This window comes from Shewanella sp. KX20019, assembly GCF_016757755.1.
GTDB lineage: Bacteria > Pseudomonadota > Gammaproteobacteria > Enterobacterales > Shewanellaceae > Shewanella.
Map to the genome: position 1 here is coordinate 4,258,959 of NZ_CP068437.1, position 22,023 is coordinate 4,280,981.

The following is a 22,023-nucleotide window of genomic DNA, read 5'->3' on the forward strand; positions in this document are numbered from 1 at the left end:
TTTAGGGAAAGTACGCACTAACGATGGACCGAGAAATGACTAACGAAAAGCGCTGGATCATACAAACTGAAACGCCGCCAACCCCTTTTCAGCTCGCGATGATGCTACTGTCGTTGCTCTCAGTTGTTGTCGTGCTAGTCCTTACCTTTGGTGGTCTTGAGGGCGAAACCAGGCGTTTATTGTTCTTCATTGATACCTGTATTTGCCTTCTTTTCATGTCGAATTTTTTCTATGGCCTATTCACAGCAGAGAGTAAGAAAACTTACTTTAAGCACCATTGGATAGATTTAGTTGCCAGTATTCCAGCGATTGAAGCACTGAGAATGGCGCGACTTTTTCAGATCCTTCGTGTGGTCAGGCTTATTCGTATGACCCGCTCTTTGATTGTGCCCATGGTCAAACAGCGTCGCCAAGCGACTCTGGCAAGCCTGTTAGTGGCCTTAGTGTTGATTCTTACCTTTGCCTCAGTTTTAGTATTAATTGTCGAGAGCGGTGTTGAAGGGGCTAATATTGAAACTGCCGAAGATGCCATTTGGTGGGCGTTAGTAACAATATCAACTGTCGGTTACGGTGACTACTACCCAGTCACCACAGCAGGACATATTATCGGTGGTATTGTCATTGTTTGTGGCGTCAGCTTTTTTGGTATTATTTCTGGTTATATGGCCTCAGTATTTGTTGCTCCTGACGAAGCTGAAAAGCTCGAAAGCCACAGCGAAGAGATCCGCTCTGAGCTACAAATGAGTCTCGCCCGCATGGAGGCCAACCAACAACAGCTGCTAAAAGAGATTGAAGCATTAAAATTAGAGATGAGAGACAGCAAAAAATAAGCCCACACCTTGTGGGCTTATCATCATAAAAGTGTATCACAACAGTGTTAACGCCAGTACGGCTCATTCTGCATTGCACTTCGGCGAGAGAGCTCCATTGCTTGTACTAAGCTGAGCTCTTTATTTTCAAGCCAATCACTAATATCAATATAGGCTAACTCACTAATCACTTTTAGTTGTCGGTAAGCCGCTAAAGTTCTAATACCCAATGCAAGATCTTGCCAAGGAGCTCTAAACTGATCTCGAGATTTGTGTGAATAGAGCTGACCATATGCCACACCAACAAACATGCTGTTATCTAACGCCTTAGCGACAGCGAGATAGTCGCTACTGCTCAAATCATTATTTATTGGCATAACATCTAAGATTTTTTGCCATGACTTTTCTTGTAGCTCATCGGCAAATTGTTTCAAACCGAGTGTTTTATCGATAACAACACGACCATCACTAATTTGCATCAACAGATCAACAAGGTGTACTTGCAGTCGGCCATAGCAGATATCATCTAGCAAGGCATCGAAATGTGCAGCGATATCGAGTTGCTGCAGTTTGGCGTTGGCAATATCCACCAATGCATCCGACATCGAAAGCTTAGTGATAAGTGAGCCATTTTTTTCCACAATGGAAAAAAGACTCAATGACTCTTCAATAAAGTTAAGTCGACGTTCAATACAGTCAAAGTCATCTTCAAAAGAGGCACCCAACAAGGTAAATTGCGCCAACGTGCTTTTTAGTAAGCGAATACAGGCTCTAAGGCGGTAACAGAGCATAGGCAGTTCATGCGGGTTCAGCGCGACATCAAGGATCATCGCTTCTAGCTTCTGCCACCTATCAAGACCAACTTCGAGTAGGTTAATCGCAACTTGCTTTAAGTCCTGATCAGGCTTTAATGCAATAAAATCGAGCACCTCTAAGTTGAACGGGCTTGCTTGAGCCGCTAACTGGTAGCCTCTTTGCGCTTTACTCGCATGGCCTAGCCGAACTGGTACTTCTCGGCTAACGATCCCCGCCAAAATAAGCAAGGCACTTGTATCACCTGCGAGTAACTCAAACTCTAATTCACAAATAGGTTCAGAGCGGTCATCGACAACAATATGGCCGATATCAAGCGCCACTTCCACTAGACTATCATCCACAAAAATATGCCATTTCTGTCGTTCAAAATCGGTATTAAACAAACAACGCAGCTGCAACTGCACCTGTTTAATATCTGCGCCTAGCGGCCAAATTTCCGGCGGAAATAAATTTAATTTAGGAAAATCGTGATCTATATCAACATTAAATTCAGGCCGAGAGTGGATGCCACCGACTACCTGTCCGGCAGTCTTAATTGTCTGCTCTCGGTGAGCATTAACTCCTCGAACACGTAGCCCCATGTCCCATTGACGCAAAGTAAGGTCGGGGGTTTCAAAATACCCATTAGTCAACTTTTTACAGCCTTTACTGTCGGAGTTATGAATGCTATCCAACAGGTTTATAAGGGTTTTTTTATTATTTTCATTGAAGAAAAGTTTGAGTTCTATCTCGGCTTCCATCTCTGTACTATCGCCTTGTCATTAAAATTTAATCAATCTGTCACTAATTCTACACAGTGTAATATTTTTGTAATAAAAACGCCGTAGGATTCGCTTTGCAGTTAAGATATAACTCGTTAGAATAAAAAACTGTTTAGTTAAATACAAAAACACAGTTTTCTTACGCGGCCGCTTGGGTTAACATGCGCCCGCTTTTTCCAATAGTGGAATAACCTAAATAGGTAAACGGCAATGCCAGTAAACTCTATTTTGGGCGTGTTTGCAAAATCGCCAATTAAGCCTCTTCAAGAGCATATCGACAAAGTATACGACTGCGCGTCAATACTTGTCCCTTTTTTCGAAGCTACAGCCTCAGGTGACTGGGACAAAGCTGTTCAACTGCGCAAGCAAATAAGCTTGGCTGAGCAAGAAGCTGATTCACTGAAACGTGAAATCCGCTTAACTCTGCCGGGTGGTTTGTTTATGCCAGTCGAGCGTACTGACTTACTGGAGCTATTAACCCAGCAAGATAAGATCGCTAACAAAGCGAAAGACATTTCTGGCCGTGTTATTGGCCGAGAGCTCGTCATCCCTCATGCAATCCAAGAACCATTCATTGCTTACTTACAACGCTGTATCGATGCAGTTGCGTTATCAAAGCAAGCTATTAACGAACTCGATGACCTACTAGAAACAGGTTTTAGAGGCCGTGAAGTGGATCTTGTGGCAAAAATGATCAGTGAACTTGACTCTATCGAAGACGACACTGATGTTTTACAAATTAAGATCCGTAGACAGCTTTTTGCTATCGAATCTGATTTTAACCCTGTAGATGTAATGTTCCTCTACAAGATAATTGAGTGGGTTGGCGACTTGGCAGATCTTGCCGAACGAGTCGGTTCCCGCCTAGAGCTGATGTTAGCTCGCGTCTAATCAAAAGATTATCAAGGTAATAACATGGTTGATGTATTAGTCACCAACGGCCCATGGCTTATTGGCATAGCGGCTCTATTTGGTTTTTTAATGGCTTGGGGTATTGGCGCAAATGATGTTGCCAATGCAATGGGAACCTCTGTCGGTTCCAATGCGATAACAATTAAACAAGCGATTATTATCGCTATGATTTTTGAGTTTGCAGGTGCGTATTTAGCCGGTGGCGAAGTCACCAGTACAATCCGTAAAGGCATTATTGACTCAACATTCTTTATTGAACAACCTGAGCTTCTGGTTTACGGCATGATAGCGTCTTTGCTAGCGGCTGGTATCTGGCTTATCGCTGCTTCAGCACTTGGTTGGCCTGTTTCGACCACTCACTCTATTATTGGCGCCATTGTTGGTTTTGCTGCCGTAGGTGTAAGTGCAGATGCGGTCGAATGGGGCAAAGTCGGTGGTATCGTTGGCTCTTGGGTCGTCACACCTGCAATATCAGGCTTTATCGCCTTTATGATATTCCAAAGTGTGCAAAAGCTTATCTTTAATACCGAAAACCCACTAGAAAATGCTAAGCGTTATGTTCCTTACTATATGGCCCTTGCTGGTTTTGTAATGGCGCTGGTTACCATTAAGAAAGGTCTGAAGCATATTGGATTACACTTTGGTAACTTAGAAGCTTACTCATTGGCTCTCGCGATTGCAGCATTAGTGGGTATTGGTGGCATGATTGCTATCAAGCGCCTAAAAATGGATAACAAAGCGGACCGTCAAACCCAGTTTGGTAACGTTGAGAAAGTCTTCGCCATATTAATGGTTGTAACGGCTTGTTGTATGGCATTTGCTCATGGTTCAAATGACGTTGCTAACGCAATTGGTCCACTAGCCGCGGTTGTTTCAATCGTTAACAGTGGTGGCGAGATCAGCAGTAATGCAGCTCTTGTTTGGTGGATTTTACCGCTGGGTGCTGTTGGTATCGTATTGGGTCTAGCTATCTTTGGTAAGCGTGTAATGCAAACCATCGGTAAGAATATTACCCACCTTACTCCAAGTCGTGGTTTTGCCGCTGAGCTTGCAGCAGCGTCGACAGTTGTTATTGCATCGGGCACAGGTCTACCTATCTCAACCACACAAACCCTTGTGGGTGCTGTGTTAGGTGTCGGTATGGCCCGTGGTATTGCCGCAATCAATATTGGCGTAGTGCGTAATATCGTTGTGTCTTGGGTGGTAACTCTACCTGCAGGTGCGGCACTATCAATCATGTTCTTCTTCATGATTAAAGGTGTTTTTAGCTAAATACCTCGCTTTGTAGTGTATAAAAACACTGCGATTCTATGAGGGAGTTTGATAAAATTTGTATCAAGCTCCCTTTTTGCGTTTTATCTCCCTTAATGCCCCTTGCATTAAGCCTTCTAAATCCCTAGCATGTTGGCTAAATTTCATTGATGAGAATAGATTGGTGTTAAAAATTCTAACTATTGTGGGAGCGTTATTACTTTCCCCCTCTTTATTTGCAGCAAACCAAACAAGTTACATCTCAGATGATGTTTTTATCTATCTCCATGGCGGACCTGGCACTCAGTTTCGGATTTTGGGCAGTGTAGAAGCGGGTCAGAAGATAACTTCTTTAGGTGAAGTTCAAGGTGACTACAGCAAGATAATCGATCACAAAGGTCGTGAAGGCTGGGTGCAAACAAAGCTACTTAGCGCTTCGGTAAGCTTACGGGAACAGTTGCCCGTAATTCAGGCAGAGTTGGCACAAACTAAAGCTGACTTAACCGATGCACTCTCGACAACCGATGCGAGTGTACAGGAGCTAAGCCAGATTAAGACACAACTCGCTCAAGCACAAAAAGCACTAGCAAGCACGAGTCAAGAACGCGATAGCGCGCAGGTAAAACTTGCCAGCATGCAAAAAAATGAGCGTTTTGAAATGTGGAAGCAGGGTGGCTTTATTGCCGCTGGCGGCCTAATCTTGGGTATTATTTTAGTTTACTTACCACGACCGCAGCGTAAACCTAAAAATCACTGGTAATTAATCCTTTATTTTTTAGTCTCTTCTAGCCAGTGTTTTCAAACGCTGGCTTTTTATTTTCTAAGCTACAGCCCTCGCCCACTGTGGCCCAGCACGCATTCACCACCACACGAATCAAACGAAGATCACATCGCCACTCACAAAAGTGTCCCTCGTCACATTTTGCAGGTATAATCGGCCGCGCGGGGGTCTTAGATTGTATACAAAAAAAATAACAACAAAGATCTCGTCGCATAAAAACATCCCAGCAATATATCTTTAGGCCAAGATGGAAGTGATTAATATGTTCAAAGCGAGTGAAGTACTAGCTGGTCGTTATGACTCAGCCGATCTCAACGAACTGTTCAAAGCAATCAGCGATAATTATATCGTTGACGAAGAACAATATTTATCAGAATTGATAAAACTGGTTCCGTCCAGCGATGCAGAGATCGACCGTGTGACAAATCGAGCACACGAATTAGTGGCTAAAGTACGTCAATACGACAAGAAAGGCCTGATGGTCGGTATTGATGCATTTTTACAACAATACAGCTTAGAAACACAAGAGGGCATTATATTAATGTGCCTTGCTGAAGCACTATTGCGGATCCCTGATGCAGCAACCGCTGACGCCCTGATTGAAGATAAACTCTCAGGTGCTAAATGGGATGAACATTTAAGCAAGAGTGACTCACTATTAGTTAACGCGTCGACTTGGGGACTCATGCTTACCGGCAAGATCGTTAAGCTAGACCGAAAAACCGACGGTACTCCAAGTAAGTTACTTAACCGCTTAGTCAATAAAATGGGTGAGCCCGTTATCCGTCAAGCCATGCTTGCCGCAATGAAAATAATGGGTAAGCAGTTTGTTTTAGGGACATGCATAAAAAGTGGCCTAAAAAACAGCGAAGCGAACCGAAAAATTGGCTACACACACAGCTACGATATGCTCGGGGAAGCTGCACTAACACAAGCTGATGCACTGAAATATTTTAAGGAATACTCTGATGCCATAGCAGCCCTTGGGGCACAAAGCTATGATGAGAGTATAGCCCCGCGCCCTACAATCTCTATCAAGCTGTCAGCTCTTCATCCGCGTTACGAAGTTGCTAATCAAGATCGCGTTTTATCAGAGCTTTACGACACGCTAATCAAGCTCATTAAGCAGGGGCGTCAACTCAATGTTGGGATCTCTATTGATGCAGAAGAGATGGACAGACTCGAGCTTCACTTAAAACTGTTCCAGAAGCTCTATAACTCTGAAGCTGCAAAAGGTTGGGGTCTACTTGGTATCGTGGTACAGACCTACGCTAAGCGTGGCCTTCCTGTACTTTGCTGGTTAACCCGTCTAGCGAAAGAGCAAGGTGATGAGATCCCGGTACGCCTAGTGAAAGGAGCATATTGGGATAGTGAACTAAAGTGGGCTCAGCAAGCTGGTGAAGCTGGATACTCTCTCTTCACTCGTAAAGCGGGTACCGACGTATCTTACCTCGCATCAGCGCGTTACATACTTTCTGACGCAACTCGTGGCGCTATCTACCCGCAGTTTGCCACACATAATGCCCAGTCGGTTGCAGCGATCATGGATATGGCTGGCGACCGTCTGTATGAGTTCCAACGTCTACATGGTATGGGGCAAGAACTTTACGACACCTTGATCGCTGAATCTCCTACAACCCGAGTTCGCATCTACGCTCCTATTGGTGAACATAAAGAGTTACTCCCCTATCTAGTACGTCGTTTGCTAGAAAATGGGGCGAACACCTCATTTGTGCATAAGCTTGTCGATCCAAAAGTTGCGATTGAGTCGCTAGTGGTTCACCCAATCAAAACCTTACAACAATATAAGACGCTCTCAAATAACAAGATCGTGCAGCCAGCCGATATTTTTGGAGCATCGCGTAAAAACTCCAAGGGATTAAACATGAACATCATCTCGGAATCAGAGCCCTTCTTCGCGGCACTCGACAAATTTAAAGACACCACTTGGAATGCCGGCCCACTGGTCAATGGAGAGGTACTCTCTGGCGAAACCAATGAAATTGTAAGCCCATTCGATACCACTAAAGTCGTCGGTAAGCTCGCTTTCGCCAATAATCAAGCAATTGAACAAGCTCTGTCTGGCGCTGAACAAGCATTTCCTGCATGGTGTAATACACCTGTAGAAGAGCGTGCTTCTGCGTTGCAAAAGCTGGCGGATCTACTCGAAGAAAACCGCGAAGAGCTTATCGTTCTGTGTACCCGTGAAGCGGGCAAGAGCATCCAAGACGGCATAGATGAAGTTCGTGAAGCGGTAGATTTCTGTCGTTACTATGCTGTTCAGGCCAAGAAGATGATGGCGCAGCCGGAACTCCTCCCTGGTCCAACAGGTGAACTAAATGAGCTGTTTGTTCAAGGCCGTGGCATCTTCGTCTGTATCAGCCCATGGAACTTCCCACTGGCTATCTTCATTGGCCAGGTTGCCGCAGCGCTCGCGGCGGGAAATACCGTTGTCGCCAAACCTGCGGAGCAAACCTCGATTGTAGGCTTTCGTGCAACGCAACTTGCTCATGAAGCTGGTATCCCTAAAGCAGTGTTGCAGTTCCTACCAGGTACAGGGGCGACAGTAGGCGCTGCAATCACCTCAGATGAGCGTATTGGTGGTGTTTGCTTTACCGGTTCAACGGGTACGGCAAAACTCATCAACCGTACGCTGGCGATGCGCGAAGGGGCCATTATTCCTCTGATCGCTGAAACCGGTGGTCAAAATGCCATGGTCGTAGACTCAACGTCTCAACCTGAGCAGGTCGTCCATGATATCGTCGACTCATCGTTCACCAGCGCTGGTCAACGTTGCTCAGCGTTACGTGTTTTGTTCCTACAGGAAGATATCGCTGACCGAGTACTCGACGTGATGCAAGGTGCGATGGAAGAGCTCACTATTGGCGATCCTAGCTTAGTGAAAACCGATGTAGGCCCTGTTATCGATGCCGCTGCGCAGGCTAATTTAAATGCCCATATAGACCATATCAAGCAGGTCGGCACACTACTTAAGCAGTTGGAATTGCCAGCAGGTACTGAAAATGGTTACTTTGTTGCGCCAATGGCTGTTGAGATTGACTCCATCAAGGTGTTGGAGAAAGAGCACTTCGGCCCCATCCTACATGTTATTCGATATAAAGCCGCTGATCTATCCAAGGTCATCGACGAGATCAATAGCACAGGCTTTGGATTAACACTCGGTATTCATAGCCGTAACGAAGGCCATGCGCTTGCGGTAGCCAGTAAGGTCAATGTAGGTAATGTCTATATTAACCGCAACCAGATTGGCGCTGTGGTCGGTGTGCAGCCATTTGGTGGACAAGGCCTGTCGGGCACTGGACCAAAAGCGGGTGGCCCACACTATCTCACTCGCTTTATCACCGAAAAAACGCGCACCAACAATATTACTGCCATTGGTGGTAACGCAACACTACTTTCACTGGGTGACAGTGACGAGTAACAATAAGATACAGATCACCTAACTGTGATTAATCTTAAAAACCAGATCTTCGGATCTGGTTTTTTTATATCTAACTTGTAACGGCCTCTCCCAATAAATCGACACTCCCTTCGATCCTGATTGAATACAGCTCATCTTTTTTTTGCGACTTGACTATTGTCAATTTCAAATCAGTTAAACCCTTTAACCTACTTCATGGAGACACTTTTTAATCAATACCCCCTGAGGCTAATGGCTCATAGGGCAATGAGAAAGCGCTAAAACGGAGTATCAAATGGACGAGAATCAATCTGTAAAATCACCGAAAATAGATCAGGACCGCAGACACTTTCTAGGTAGCTCAGTTGGAGCTGGCATTGTTGGAGCTGGTGTTGCAGCGGGCCTGATGTCGAGTAGTGCAATGGCAAGAAGCTCATCATCAAAAGTTGACCGAATGGCACACTACACCGCCGATCAGTTGGAACGAGTGACTCAGGAACTTGTCGTGCCACCTATGGTGCCAAAGCATGACCAAGTTGCTCAAGGCAAGCCTAAAGTGATTGAAGTTAAACTGATGGTGGAAGAGAAGCAGGTGGAACTTGAAAATGGCACAAAAGCTTGGGTCTGTGCCTTTAACGGCAGCGTGCCAGGTCCTATCATCGTCTGTCATCAACATGATTTTGTTGAACTCACTCTCGTTAACCCAAAAACAAATGTACTGGCTCATAATATCGACCTTCACTCTGCAACAGGGGCATTAGGTGGCGGAGAGTTAACACTCGTCAGTCCGGGTCAAGAGGTTACCTTCAGATTTAAGGCAAGCAAGGCTGGCACATTCGTTTACCACTGTGCACCAGGTGGAGTGATGATCCCATGGCACGTTGCAATGGGCATGCACGGCGCCATCATGGTACTTCCCCGAGATGGTCTAAAGGATAGTGAAGGTCAACAACTCGTCTACGACAAAGCATACTACATAGGTGAAGCCGACTTTTATATCCCACAAGATGACAGCGGCAAGTATAAGCAATATGACTCTGTCATGGGCAGTATGAGCGAAGTTCTCGATGTCATGAAGGGGCTCACCCCCTCCCATATCGTATTCAACGGTGCCGTTGGTGCCTTGACAGGAAAGGGATCGATGACAGCTAAAGTGGGAGAATCTGTACTGTTTATCCATTCACAAGCGAACAGAGATACTCGTCCTCACATTATCGGTGGTCACGGTGATTACGTCTGGAGCACCGGCTCTTTTGCCGACAATCCACAGCGAGATCTTGAAACCTGGATGATACCGGGTGGTAGTGCTGCTGCGGCAATCTATACCTTCCGTCAACCCGGGCTTTATGCCTATGTTAACCACAATCTTATCGAAGCTATTATGAAGGGCGCAGCAGCTCATATTAAGGTCGATGGTGAGTGGGATGACAACTTAATGGTACAGGTGAGAAAACCGAGTGCTATCGCCTAGGTTTCATACCAATCGATATCATTTTTAGTGAGATTGATTGCTGGGGGCGGACTGAGGCTTATTGAGTCCACTTCCAGCTAACGATGCCCCTCTTGCTTTAGGAGTATTAGATGAAAATAGCTATCTATCTGCTACTTACCTTACTATTTGTCAATGTGAGTACATTTGCCAATGCCGACGAGCAACGTAAAAACTATGCTCTTAATGGCGCAATATATCAGTGGTATGGTCAGCTCGACCGCGGTATTTTACCGACTGACCTAGTCTCAAAGTCATCCATAGATCAGCCATCACTCTTCGACAGTTCATATTATCAAAATGGACAGATAGTCGCCGGAGCACATCATCTATTACAGATAACGCCTATCACTAAAGATAGTCAACATACCCAAGTTGAAGTGACCTTTGAGTTTTACCATTATGACGAAGAGCAGACTCGGGTAACTGGGCGTTACGTAATACAATCACTCACCTTAGAAAATGACAACTTATCTCTAGTCAGCAGCCAAAATATCACTAATGAACTTGATGATTTTGAATCAAAATATATCCCTTCGTCAGACAATAATTTAATCCGCTCTTTAGTCTATCGATGGACGAACTCACTTGATAAGCCTGGCAGTGTCAATATAAAACAGCTGATCACAGCTAGTGCTCCCTTTAAAGCCGCTGAGACATCTGTCGCCTCTGCAAAACAATATCCGCTGTATCTTGCTTCGCTCAACTTCAGTGATAGCCGCAGAGTCATTAAAAACCTGCAGATAAGCAAACAAGTGATAGCGCAAGGGAGATATAGCGTCAGCTATGAGTATCAATGGACAGCCATTAACGCCGAAGGTGAGCTTGAACTTGCTCAGGTCGGTGTCAATCTCAGTGTCGACGTTGCTAATGGTATCGCGGTGATAAGCGACTTTTGGGAGGAGTACCTTCCACCAGTGACAGATTTAGGTGCTGAGATCCGCTGCTAGCCTGTTCAAAAAAGCGAATAAAACAAGAATGAGAGGAATTTATCCCATGATAAAACTAGATAAGCAAACCAAGGTCGCTAGCCTCACCTTAATAACCATTGTGTTGGCACTCATTTTTTTAAGTATAAGCTTCACCGCAAAAGCAAACGACATGATGCCAATTCTAAAAGGCATAGGCGGCAACTTTAGCCTGCAAAGTAGTCGAGGTGGAGAGGTATCGCTGTCCGATTTTGAAGGTAAAGTGCTGATGATGTTTTTTGGCTATACCAATTGTGCTGATATTTGTCCGACCACCATGGCTCATATTAGCCAATTGATGAATAGTTTACCGCCTAAGCAACGCGAACAGGTGCAGGTACTATTTATCAGCATCGACAGCGAATATGACACCCCAAAGCACCTCAATAAATACCTAAGCTACTTTGATCCAAACTTTATAGGTCTAGTCGACAGTAGGGATAAGATTGACCATGTCGCCGAGCTCTATAAAGCTGAGTATGCCAAGCTCGCCAATGAGAAGGTCACCACAGAATATAAGAAGCTCAGCCTTGAAGGTGATGACAAAACACAGAAAGGTTACCTCTATTCCCATACAGCCAAAATTTTTGTCATCGATGGAAAAGCTCGCGTCAGAGGTTTTTTCTATACCGGAACCCCCATTGCAGATATGAAACAACAGCTAATCAGCTTGCTTTAATTTGAGAGGAAAATAACCATGAAATATCTACTTAGCTTAACGACTATGTTGCTATTGACCCTTAATGCTCAGGCTTCTGCGCTCGAGGTAGACAATGCCTGGATCCGCGCAATGCCACCAACATCTAGGGTAGTACCAATCTATCTCACCATGAATAACCAAGGCATAGCAGAAATTCAGTTGGTCGCAATTGAATCAGAGGCGGGAAGCGTTGAGCTGCATCAGACAGTAATGAAAGGAGAGAGTATGCACATGACGCCAGTAGCGAGCATTCCGGTCTCCTCTAACGGCACTACAAAGCTCGCCCCTTCAGGCTATCACGGCATGATGTCGAATTTCAGCAATGGAGTCCCCACATTGAACACCAAGGTATCGCTAACATTAGTTTTTGCAGATGGGACAAAGCAAACCATTGATGCAAAAGTGATTAAAAACTCCGTAGTGAAAGATACAATGGCACACCATCACCATTAGCATAAATAACCTTCTATAAATTTAGTAAACACTAAACTGATCTAGATCACTACAGCTGTACAAAATGTGATCTAGATTGGACAGATCAATGTAATAGTTCTATGGATAGGAAAACTTACGTGATCTCAGACAAAAATATAAAAAACTGTGTTCATAAGCATCATCTTTTCTCCTCACTTGTCCCTCAAGAGCTGGCTATTCTTCTTGAAACCGCCGCGCGGATGCATTTTGAACCACAGGAAAACATCATCTATCAAGGTGATAAAGCGCTGCGCTTTTATCTTATAATTGAGGGGCATCTGCAACTATATCGTACGAGCTTACAGGGACAAGAAAAGGTCATTGAAGTCGTTAGACAGGGGCGTACCTTTGCCGAAGCATTAATGTTTTCAGAGCAATGTACCTACCCGGTATCGGCTCAGGCAGTTTCACCTTGCCAACTCATTAGTTTCGATAGTGAGAGTTATCTAAAAATGCTCAGAAACAACCCTAAAGCCTGCATCGCCATTATGGCTGATATGAGTGTTCGTCTGCGTAAAGATCTCAATGAGGTAGAGATCTTATCAGTACAGAATGCGCAAAACCGATTCCTACTTTTTTTACAAAGAAACATCAACTATTCACATCGTAATCATGGTGTTATCAAATTGGATATTCCCAAAAGAATGCTTGCATCCCGACTATCTATCCAACCTGAAACCTTCTCAAGATTAATTAATAAGATGGTCAAAGATGGTCTTATCATTGTCGATGGCGGTCTCATCGAGGTTCCTGATCTCAATAGACTTTATGCTAACTCAGATATTCCTTTGGCTCATCTCCCGCTCAACAAGCAGATCAACTTTCAGAACAAAAATTCAAGCGCTGCAACGCTGCAAAGTATCTCAGTGCAAAATATTTAACAGCGCTATCACCATCAAAAATGCTATTCGATGCAATAATCATTAGTTCAACGCTGTGAACTTAAGCATCACTTTTAACTAAACCTTTAGCGTCCTCTCAAGTACAATCATCACAAAATCCTACTAAAGCTATGACTTTACAGCACATTTAACTATTCCAAGACAACATAAACCAAGTTAAGTAACGATAATCCTACATAGAATAAAAAACAGACTCATGACATTAACAATCAAAAGAAAAATTCAAATTGCGATCCTACTGACTTGTGCGTTTATTAGTGCTGTACAGTCATACATTTCAATATCACAGCTTATTGAAGAGACAACCAACACCATTACCCATAGAGTCAATGAGACAAGTATCGCCACCAGCAACCTTATTGCCACCAATATTAAGCTAGGCGCTAACTTACTACTGGCCAATGAAGCTCTCATTAGCACTAGTGTTGATGTTGAACGCGAAATGTTACTGACCTTACGAGCGGGTGGGTTTATGTCTGTCTATGCAGGTCTCGATAATGGCGATGTTGTTTATGGTAACCAAGATGAAGTGTGGCCGAGTGATTATGACCCTACGACTCGCCCTTGGTTTCAACAAGCAAAGCGCAGCCAACAACTGATCTTCACCGATCCCTACCTCGATTTTGACGGCAGTATCGTTGTTACCATGGCCAAAGCCTTCTCCGGGAAAAACAGCGGGGTAGTCGCTGCAGATATGACAGTCGATGACATCACCAAGCAAGTTGAACAACTGCAACTGCCCAATGATGGCTTTGCCTTTCTAATCGACGGTAGTAACCAAATACTGGCGCATAATGACCATCAGCTACTGTTTAAGTCCGCCACTGAATTGAGTTCAAATTTTAACTCCCGCTATGTCGAACAAACTCGCGTTTCAGGCGAGCTACTTACCCTAAATTGGCGCGGTGATGACCAAAGTAGACTGGTACAGTTAACTGCGATTGCTGGAACTGATTGGACATTAGGTATCGTAGAAGATGAAGATTTAGCCTATGCAGGCGTTCGCAGCCAAATTACTCGAGTAATCGTTATTATGTCAGGGCTATTTATACTGATTTTAATATTGGCTACGTTCGCATTAAACCGCATGTTTGCCCCGCTGCATAAACTAACGTTAGCGTTAGAGAGTTTGTCCAAAGGACAAGGCGATTTAACCCAAAGGTTTGAGATTAAACACGCCGATGAAATTGGCACCCTTTCATTGCATATGAACGCCTTCTTGCAATCGCTGCAACAGATGATAGCCGCGCTCGTTAATAATGCAGCAGAGCTCACCAAGCAAGCTAACGACTCCTCTTCGCTAGTCAGTACCACCAGCGCGCAGATCGACATTCAGCACCGAGATATCGACCAGATAGCCACTGCGATCCATGAGATGTCAGCAACCGCAGGGGAGGTCGCCAACCATGCTGAAACGACAGCCAGCGCCGCCAGTGTATCAGCTGACAACTGCCAACAAGGGCAGTTGATCATTCGTCAAAGCAATACCTCTATCAATCAGTTATCACATCAGTTAGCGCAAGCGTCTAGTGTTATCACAGAGTTAGAGGAGAACACCACTGCCATTAACTTGGTACTGGCGACGATACAATCGATTGCTGAACAAACTAACCTGCTGGCGCTAAATGCTGCGATTGAAGCTGCGCGAGCGGGTGAACAGGGGCGCGGGTTCGCCGTGGTTGCAGATGAAGTGCGCGTGCTCAGCCATCGTACTCAAGACTCTACGGAAGAGATCCGTAACATGATTGTCACCCTGCAAAAAAATAGCCAGTTGGCCGTAAGCAATATGCAAACCAGTACCGACATCGTGGTTGAAAGTGTTGATAACTCAGAAAAGGCCTTAGAAAACTTAGAGCTTTTGACGCAGTCAATTACCGATATTTCTGACATGGCAACGCAGATTGCTGGCGCCGCTGAAGAGCAGCGAGCGGTGTCAGAAGACATTAGCCGTAATACTGAGGCTGTTCGTGAGGTGTCGGACTTACTGACCACCCAAACAAACAGTGTGGCCAGTAATGCGGATGAACTGCTTAGCATAGCGGCAGAGCTAAACGAAAGAGTGGCCAAATTTAAGATCTAACATTTAGTTCTTAACAAGATCTAATTGGGTAATTTTAGCGTAATAAAATGCCACGTTAATAAACTATTATCGTGGCATTTTTTATAAAAAACGATTAAGCCCCTAGGCTAATTTCTGATATAAGCTGGCGTAATAACTATCGTTTTTGAGTAGTTGTTGGTGATCCCCAGAGCAACGAACCTTACCTTGTTCCATTAAATGAATGGTGTCCATTCGCGCCATTGCTGTTAACCGATGGCTAATCATCAACACCGTTTTATCGCTGGCAAACTCAAACAATAATGACAAAATTTCTCGTTCAGTCTTTTTATCTAACCCTTCCGTTGGCTCATCTAGCAGCAGTATAGGGGCGTCTCTAAGCAGTACTCTAGCGACGCCAATTCTGCGCAGCTCGCCACCGGATAACTGCCGCCCACCTTCACCAATCCAGTTGTCTAATGGCTTATCGCCTTTAAGCAGTTCACTTAGGCCCACCTTAACTAAGACCGCAATCAGCTTAGCGTCATCTTTACGGCTAGAATTATCTAAAGCGATAGCTAGGTTTTCCCTTAAGGTGCCGCTAAACAGGTAGATACGCTGGCTCACCACCGACATCGATTTACGCAGAGCATCCTCAGAATAGGCACTGGCTTCACGTCCATCCAGCAATACTTGGCCACTTTGAGGCAACCACTCGCGAGTAATGAGTGATAATAAACTCGACTTTCCACAACCCGTCTGTCCCAGCAATGCCACTTTACTGCCCGCCGGCACGACTAAGTTAAGTTGTTTGATTACCTTGTGCTCAGCATCATAGCCAAAGTTGACATTGGTGAGTTCAACGCGACCCTCAGTGACATGCAGATCGTCATTGTCTGCAAAGGTCACCTCAGGAGATTGCTCTACCACTTGATTGAGCCGGGTCGCCGCTGAGCTACATGCCGACAGGTGCTGAAATGCTCCGGCTAAAGGCATCATCATCTCTATGGTAGCCATCGTCATAAACACAATCATGGCCAATTTAGGCCCTGGTGGCACTGACTCCCCTACACCTGCAGCGGCCATATACAACATGACTAGCACCGCAAAACCATGGCAGAAGATGAGGCATGCTTGACTGAGTGCTGTCACCCGATTCATTCGGTTCTGACTGGCAATCATTACGCTCTCAGCACCGTTAAGCCGTTGACGATATTGCGCTTGCGCAGCAAATAAAGTTAACTCAGCTTGGCCTTGTAAATACTCAAGTAACTGCACTCGCAGCTGACGCTTAGTTTCGAGTTGTGCGATACCCGATTTACGACCGAGAAAATAAAATACTGTCGGCAGCAGCAACCATATCGCCAGTAATATACTGCAGAGTGTGACAGCCAGCCTTGCATCAAACCATGAAACAAAGAAATACAGCCCAGCTAACATCAACAAAGAAGCTAAAAGAGGGGTTAATAAGCGCAGATACAGATGATCTAAGGTGTCGATATCGGCAACTAATCGATTGAGTAGATCACCGCGACGGATCCCTTGCAGGTTTTTGGCACTGAGTGGCATCAGCTTATTCCACACCCAACAGCGTAGATCGGTTAACAGGCTAAACGTGGCCTCGTGAGTCGCTAATCGTTCGCCATAACGGCTTGCGGTACGAACAATAGAGAGAAAACGCACCCCCCCCGCTGGCGTGAAATAGTTAAACATCTGCGCCGTAGCTATGGTTAAACCAGCAACGGCTGCTGCGGATAAAAACCAGCCAGAAAGGGCTAATAAGCCGATACCAGCCATTAAGGTCGTCACGCTTAAAAATAAGCCAACAAACATCATCAACCATTGGCTTTTAAATCGTTTAATGTAAGGTAATAGCGCTCTCATTACAGCTCTCCCTCAGGTTTAACTGTAGGCTCAATATCAACAGTAGCTTCTATATCTACTGACTCTGATTCAGTTTCAAGGGCTGTAGACTCAAGCAACATCTGTTTAAATGTCCCTTCAGCTGCGCTAAGCTCAGCGAATGTGCCTTGTTGCACTAACAAGCCTTTCTCCATCACCAGCACCCTATCCATCGAACTTAGCGATTCCAACCTGTGAGTCACCATCAAGCAAGCCGTATCTTGCATGGCTTGAGCTAATGTCGCTTGTACCGCTTGCTCGCTTAAACTATCAAGACTGGCGGTAGGTTCATCCAAGATATAGAGTTTCGGCTGCTGAGCGAGTGCTCTAGCAAGGGCGATACGTTGCGCTTGCCCAACAGACAAGCCTGCGGTTTGCTCCTGTATCGGATGGTCTAGTCCTAGCGGCTGCGATTCAACAAAATCGAGGATGTGCGCTCGGGCTAACAATGCCTTGATAGCGTCATCTGGCAAAGCCGAATCAGGCGTTAGCTTACCGAGGGCGACATTTTCACGCACTGTGCCACAGAACAGTTGTGGCTCCTGCCCCAGCCATGCCAATTTTTTTCGCCATTGCGGCATGGATAACTGGTTCAGCTCTCTACCGTTTATCTTGAGCTGACCTTGATAAGGTAAGAAGCCCAATAAGGCGCTAAGCAGGCTGGTTTTACCCGCGCCGCTCGCCCCCACCACAGCTAAATGTTCACCTTTTTGCAAGGTAAAACTAATAGGTCCAAGTAGCTGGCTGCCATCAACGCTATACACTTTAAGATCTATTGCTTCGATGTGTATATCAGTCTCTAGGATGTCACCAACATCCAACTTTTCACTTGAGCTTGAATCCGGCTGGTCAAGCAATACCATTAACTGCTCTGCGGCGCCTATCGCCTGTGCTTTGGCATGATAATGCGTACCCATATCGCGCAGGGGCTGATAAAACTCAGGGGCTAAGATAAGAATAAACAAACCGGTAAATAAACTGATTGAGGTACCATAATGACCAAAATCTAGATGACCTAAATAACTAAAGCCAAAGTATACCGCTAACACAGCAATCGATACGGCGGCAAAGAACTCTAGTACAGCCGAACTTAAAAACGCCATTCTCAGCACCGACATAGTACGCTCTCTGAACTCTTCTGACGCCTTCTCTATCGCCTTCGCTTCTTTAGCGCCTTGATTAAACAGCTTTAACGTCGATAAGCCTTTAAGCCTATCCATAAAGTGACCACTTAAACGAGCCAAGGCACCAAAGTTCTTGCGATTGGCATCCGCTGCACCCATGCCCACTAAAATCATAAACATTGGGATCAGTGGTGCTGTCGCCAGCAGAATAATGCCTGCTGCCCAGTTAATCGGAAATACAGCCATTAAAATGATAAGCGGGATAAAACCTGCAAGCACGATTTGCGGTAAGTAACGAGCATAGAAATCCTGTAAGTCTTCCACTTGTTCAAGCACAATACTTGCCCAGCTACCCGCAGGCTTGCCTTGAATAAATGCGGGGCCTAATGCTGCGAGCTTATCGAGCACCGCCACGCGCATATGTACCCGCAGCTGTGCGCCCGCTTTAAAGCTTGAACGCTCTCTGGCAAATGCCAGTACACCTCTAAAAATAGTCAGCAGTAGCAGTAACCAGAAGTGGTCAGTAAAAACAGATTTTGGCAGCTCATCAATAATAATACCTTGGAGTATGGTGGCGATGAGCCAGGCCTGACACATCAAGCTAATACCGGTTAACACCCCGAAGAGAATCGACAAATTTAAGTAATAACCACAGGCTGATTTTTGCAGTTTTAGCCAGTGAGTGAGCTTTTTCTCTACGGTTTTATCCATTGGGTCCCAGATTTACTGTACATGACAGATAAGCTTAATAAATTAACGGAGTAAGACGACTGAAGAAGTGTGAGTATCGCAAGCATTAACCGCAGAATAAAACGCCAGTTACTTATTTGCTATGAGACTCACAAAAATTGAGCTAGATCAAAAAACAGGGTAGGTATTACTCAACACCATTACTAGTGATAAGTCACTTTTAGCCACAAAAAAACCGCGAAAGCAGTGCTTATCGCGGTTAATGTTATCTGTTGCTTACATTAAGTGTTATAACACTTAGCAAGTTAGCCTTGCTATTAACGCTCTGCGTCTGAACCGTAATCAAGGTTATCGTCATCAGAATTTCTTTCAGATGCCGCTTTTTCATCACGAGCACTGCGCCATACATCAGCTGCAAGCTCTTTCTCTTCAGCAGCTTTATTACGCTCTTCACGTCCCTTAGCTTTACGTTCGTTACGCTTAACAAGGTTTTCTAAGAATGATTTCAGCTCAGTTTCGCCCCATGCTATCGCCTCAGCTTCAGTTTCAAAACCTTTTTGGGTTTTTGAAACGACAATTTTTCTAGCTGATTGACGACGAGTGATCTGGCCAGTCCAAGTTGTTTTATCTTCAACAACGCGAAAATCATACTTCTTTGTTTGTGTCATGTTACTTATTTTCCTAACAATAATCGTAATACTTTGAGCTTAATGCGTAAATGATCCAGCTCAATCAATAAGTAGCAGCAATCGCTTTTGCTTTGCAGCTACCTTCAATATTCTTTCAGCGTAATCGCGTCTAATTGTCTTACCAAATCATAGTCGTTAATACCATGTCTGACTCATCAATTCACCTATTCGCTACTACTTCAGTTTACTGCCCATCTCGAATTCACATAGTTTACATGTGAGTTTATACCCAAGCATAGACTTTCTACCGCCAGTGCTTGTCACCCAACCACGGTCTTCCCAAGGTGGACGATGGCGCACATGCTGCTTATGACCACAAGCTAACTCTGCAACCCAATGTTGTTCATCATCTTGATGATAATTAATAATGGCTTGTAGCAAGGCTTACACCTTCAATTGGCCAAAAGGGATTGGCTAAGTTTGGGTTGAGGTCGATAGACAAACTTTCAGGGGCGCGAGATTAACACGTGCGGACTCGAAACAACATCTTTTAAACGACTAAAAATCACACAATTGCAAAGTTTAGCTCAATTAGTTGATTTTCTCAGCGCTGAAGTCGTGTTTATTGCTAGCGTCAGCCGCTCAAAAATGGCGATTCACTGCCATACTCTAGAGGATGGAGATTATAGGGCTACTGTTTATTAAATAGCGCTTTTTAGGCAGATCCTGTAAGCTGCACGCCCGCCAGCATTAGCCGGCCCTTCTATAAACTGCAGTCAGCGCGCTTTACGCCAGCTTGGCTGGTCTAAATGAGATCTATCTATGAGTTTTGCTTCACTGGGCTTATCAGCCCAAATTTTGAAAGCTGTCGCCAGTAAAGGCTATGACACTCCATCTCCAATTCAAGCACAAGCTATTCCAGCGGTACTTGAAGGTAAAGACGTCATGGCTGCCGCCCAAACCGGAACAGGCAAAACAGCAGGCTTCACTTTGCCGCTGTTAGAACTTCTTTCAAAAGGCACCAAAGCGCCTGCAAAACAAGTAAGAGCCTTAGTATTAACCCCTACCCGCGAACTTGCGGCTCAAGTGGGTGAAAGCGTTGAAGTATACGGCAAGAATTTACCTCTTAAATCAGCGGTTATTTTTGGTGGTGTGGGTATTGGCCCGCAAATATCCAAGCTTAGCCGCGGTGTCGACATTCTAGTCGCAACGCCGGGTCGTTTACTTGACTTGTATAATCAGCGTGCGGTTAACTTTAGTCAGCTTGAAGTACTCGTATTAGATGAAGCCGATCGCATGCTAGATATGGGCTTTATCCACGATATTAAGAAAATCCTTGCTGTTTTACCTGCTAAACGGCAGAACTTAATGTTCTCTGCGACCTTCTCAGATGATATTCGCAAGCTAGCTAAAGGCTTGGTTAACAATCCGGTAGAGATCTCAGTAACACCTCGTAATGCTACAGCCAATACCGTAAAGCAGTGGATCTGCCCGGTCGATAAAGGCCAAAAAGCAGCTGTACTGGTCAATCTTATCAAGCAACATGACTGGCAACAGGTACTGGTTTTCAGCCGTACTAAACATGGCGCCAACCGTCTTGCAAAAAGCCTAGACGCTAAAGGCATTACTGCAGCGGCTATTCACGGTAATAAAAGCCAAGGTGCACGAACTAAAGCATTGGCAGAGTTTAAGAGTGGTGCTGTTCGCGTGTTAGTGGCAACGGATATTGCTGCACGTGGTCTAGATATCGATCAACTCCCTCAAGTGGTCAACTTCGACCTACCAAACGTGCCAGAGGATTACGTTCATCGTATCGGACGTACCGGCCGTGCGGGTGCAACAGGCCAAGCCGTTTCACTGGTTAGCGATGAAGAAGTTAAATTACTGCGCGATATCGAACTACTGATCAAACAAAACTTAGAACGCAGAGTCATCGAAGGGTTCGAGCCGACGCATAAGCTGCCTGAGACCGATTTAACCGGTAAGTCTCACGGACAAAATAAAGGCCCGCGTAACAGTAACTCTCGTGGTTCAAATCAGAGACGTGGCAATTCAAGTGGTAAACCAGCTAATCGCAGTCAAGGTAGCGGCCAGCAGAATAGTGCAGGAAAGGTTGAGCATAAAGATGGACAACGCAGCGGAGAAGCCGCGCGTGGCCATAAGCCAAATGACAAAAATCCAAGACATGCCAGATCAAGCAAGCCTGGCTCAGCGCCATTATCGGGGCAGCGCCGCAGTCGTCGTAACGAAAGTGGCCCTCAAGGCTAACATTTTGTGTTCTAGTCTCTGATGAGAAGAATTAAATAGCCCCGATACTTATAAGTATTGGGGCTTTTTTGTTAGCGCTATATGCCCA

The 22,023-nt window shown here is 45.1% G+C and carries 17 protein-coding genes; 12 read left to right on the forward strand and 5 right to left on the reverse strand.

The window, feature by feature from the left end:
• The first annotated feature begins 35 nt into the window (after window positions 1–35).
• Complete coding sequence (locus JK628_RS18435; RefSeq protein ID WP_202286388.1) at window positions 36–830, forward strand: potassium channel family protein; 795 nt, start codon at window positions 36–38, stop codon at window positions 828–830.
• 47 nt (window positions 831–877) lie between these two features.
• Here the strand turns inward: JK628_RS18435 and JK628_RS18440 are convergent, their stop codons facing one another.
• Window positions 878–2,365: a CYTH domain-containing protein gene (locus JK628_RS18440; RefSeq protein ID WP_202286389.1), complete on the reverse strand. Its 1,488-nt coding sequence runs from the start codon at window positions 2,363–2,365 to the stop codon at window positions 878–880.
• A 231-nt stretch (window positions 2,366–2,596) separates the two neighbouring features.
• Here JK628_RS18440 and JK628_RS18445 point away from each other — a divergent pair, with 231 nt between their 5' ends.
• The 10 genes from JK628_RS18445 (at window position 2,597) to JK628_RS18490 (ending at window position 15,364) form a co-directional block, all read left to right on the forward strand.
• A complete protein-coding gene (locus tag JK628_RS18445) occupies window positions 2,597–3,277 on the forward strand; it encodes a TIGR00153 family protein (RefSeq protein WP_202286390.1) in 681 nt (226 codons plus the stop codon).
• Between the two features lie 24 nt (window positions 3,278–3,301).
• The gene (locus JK628_RS18450) at window positions 3,302–4,570 is read left to right on the forward strand and encodes an inorganic phosphate transporter (protein ID WP_202286391.1); all 1,269 of its coding nucleotides are present in this window, start codon (window positions 3,302–3,304) and stop codon (window positions 4,568–4,570) included.
• 163 nt (window positions 4,571–4,733) lie between these two features.
• Complete coding sequence (locus JK628_RS18455; protein ID WP_202286392.1) at window positions 4,734–5,309, forward strand: TIGR04211 family SH3 domain-containing protein; 576 nt, start codon at window positions 4,734–4,736, stop codon at window positions 5,307–5,309.
• Between the two features lie 268 nt (window positions 5,310–5,577).
• The gene (gene putA / locus JK628_RS18460; protein ID WP_202286393.1) at window positions 5,578–8,772 is read left to right on the forward strand and encodes a bifunctional proline dehydrogenase/L-glutamate gamma-semialdehyde dehydrogenase PutA; all 3,195 of its coding nucleotides are present in this window, start codon (window positions 5,578–5,580) and stop codon (window positions 8,770–8,772) included.
• Window positions 8,773–9,046: 274 nt separating this feature from the next.
• A complete protein-coding gene (gene nirK / locus JK628_RS18465; protein ID WP_202286394.1) occupies window positions 9,047–10,222 on the forward strand; it encodes a copper-containing nitrite reductase in 1,176 nt (391 codons plus the stop codon).
• 110 nt (window positions 10,223–10,332) lie between these two features.
• The gene (locus JK628_RS18470; protein WP_202286395.1) at window positions 10,333–11,190 is read left to right on the forward strand and encodes a hypothetical protein; all 858 of its coding nucleotides are present in this window, start codon (window positions 10,333–10,335) and stop codon (window positions 11,188–11,190) included.
• A gap of 46 nt (window positions 11,191–11,236) precedes the next feature.
• Window positions 11,237–11,887 (forward strand): SCO family protein, encoded by a 651-nt coding sequence (locus JK628_RS18475; RefSeq protein WP_202286396.1) that lies wholly within the window; start codon window positions 11,237–11,239, stop codon window positions 11,885–11,887.
• 18 nt (window positions 11,888–11,905) lie between these two features.
• Complete coding sequence (locus tag JK628_RS18480; protein WP_202286397.1) at window positions 11,906–12,361, forward strand: copper chaperone PCu(A)C; 456 nt, start codon at window positions 11,906–11,908, stop codon at window positions 12,359–12,361.
• 101 nt (window positions 12,362–12,462) lie between these two features.
• Window positions 12,463–13,263, forward strand: a complete 801-nt coding sequence (locus JK628_RS18485; RefSeq protein ID WP_237524062.1) for a Crp/Fnr family transcriptional regulator — start codon at window positions 12,463–12,465, stop codon at window positions 13,261–13,263.
• 217 nt (window positions 13,264–13,480) lie between these two features.
• A complete protein-coding gene (locus JK628_RS18490; RefSeq protein ID WP_202286398.1) occupies window positions 13,481–15,364 on the forward strand; it encodes a methyl-accepting chemotaxis protein in 1,884 nt (627 codons plus the stop codon).
• Window positions 15,365–15,466: 102 nt separating this feature from the next.
• On the opposite strand, the gene cydC is transcribed toward JK628_RS18490, so the two are convergent.
• From cydC to JK628_RS18510, 4 genes are all read right to left on the reverse strand, one after another.
• Window positions 15,467–17,206, reverse strand: coding sequence for a heme ABC transporter ATP-binding protein/permease CydC (gene cydC / locus JK628_RS18495; protein WP_202286399.1), 1,740 nt, complete (start codon window positions 17,204–17,206; stop codon window positions 15,467–15,469).
• Window positions 17,206–19,059, reverse strand: coding sequence for a heme ABC transporter permease/ATP-binding protein CydD (gene cydD / locus JK628_RS18500; protein ID WP_202286400.1), 1,854 nt, complete (start codon window positions 19,057–19,059; stop codon window positions 17,206–17,208). Before cydD ends, cydC begins: the two co-directional genes overlap by 1 nt.
• 296 nt (window positions 19,060–19,355) lie before the next feature.
• On the reverse strand, window positions 19,356–19,706 hold the full coding sequence (locus tag JK628_RS18505; protein ID WP_202286401.1) for a DUF3622 domain-containing protein: 351 nt from the start codon (window positions 19,704–19,706) through the stop codon (window positions 19,356–19,358).
• Window positions 19,707–19,901: 195 nt separating this feature from the next.
• Window positions 19,902–20,108: a DUF3565 domain-containing protein gene (locus JK628_RS18510; protein WP_202286402.1), complete on the reverse strand. Its 207-nt coding sequence runs from the start codon at window positions 20,106–20,108 to the stop codon at window positions 19,902–19,904.
• 381 nt (window positions 20,109–20,489) lie between these two features.
• On the opposite strand from JK628_RS18510, the gene JK628_RS18515 reads away from it, so the two are divergent.
• A complete protein-coding gene (locus JK628_RS18515) occupies window positions 20,490–21,935 on the forward strand; it encodes a DEAD/DEAH box helicase (protein ID WP_202286403.1) in 1,446 nt (481 codons plus the stop codon).
• Window positions 21,936–22,023: the final 88 nt, after the last annotated feature.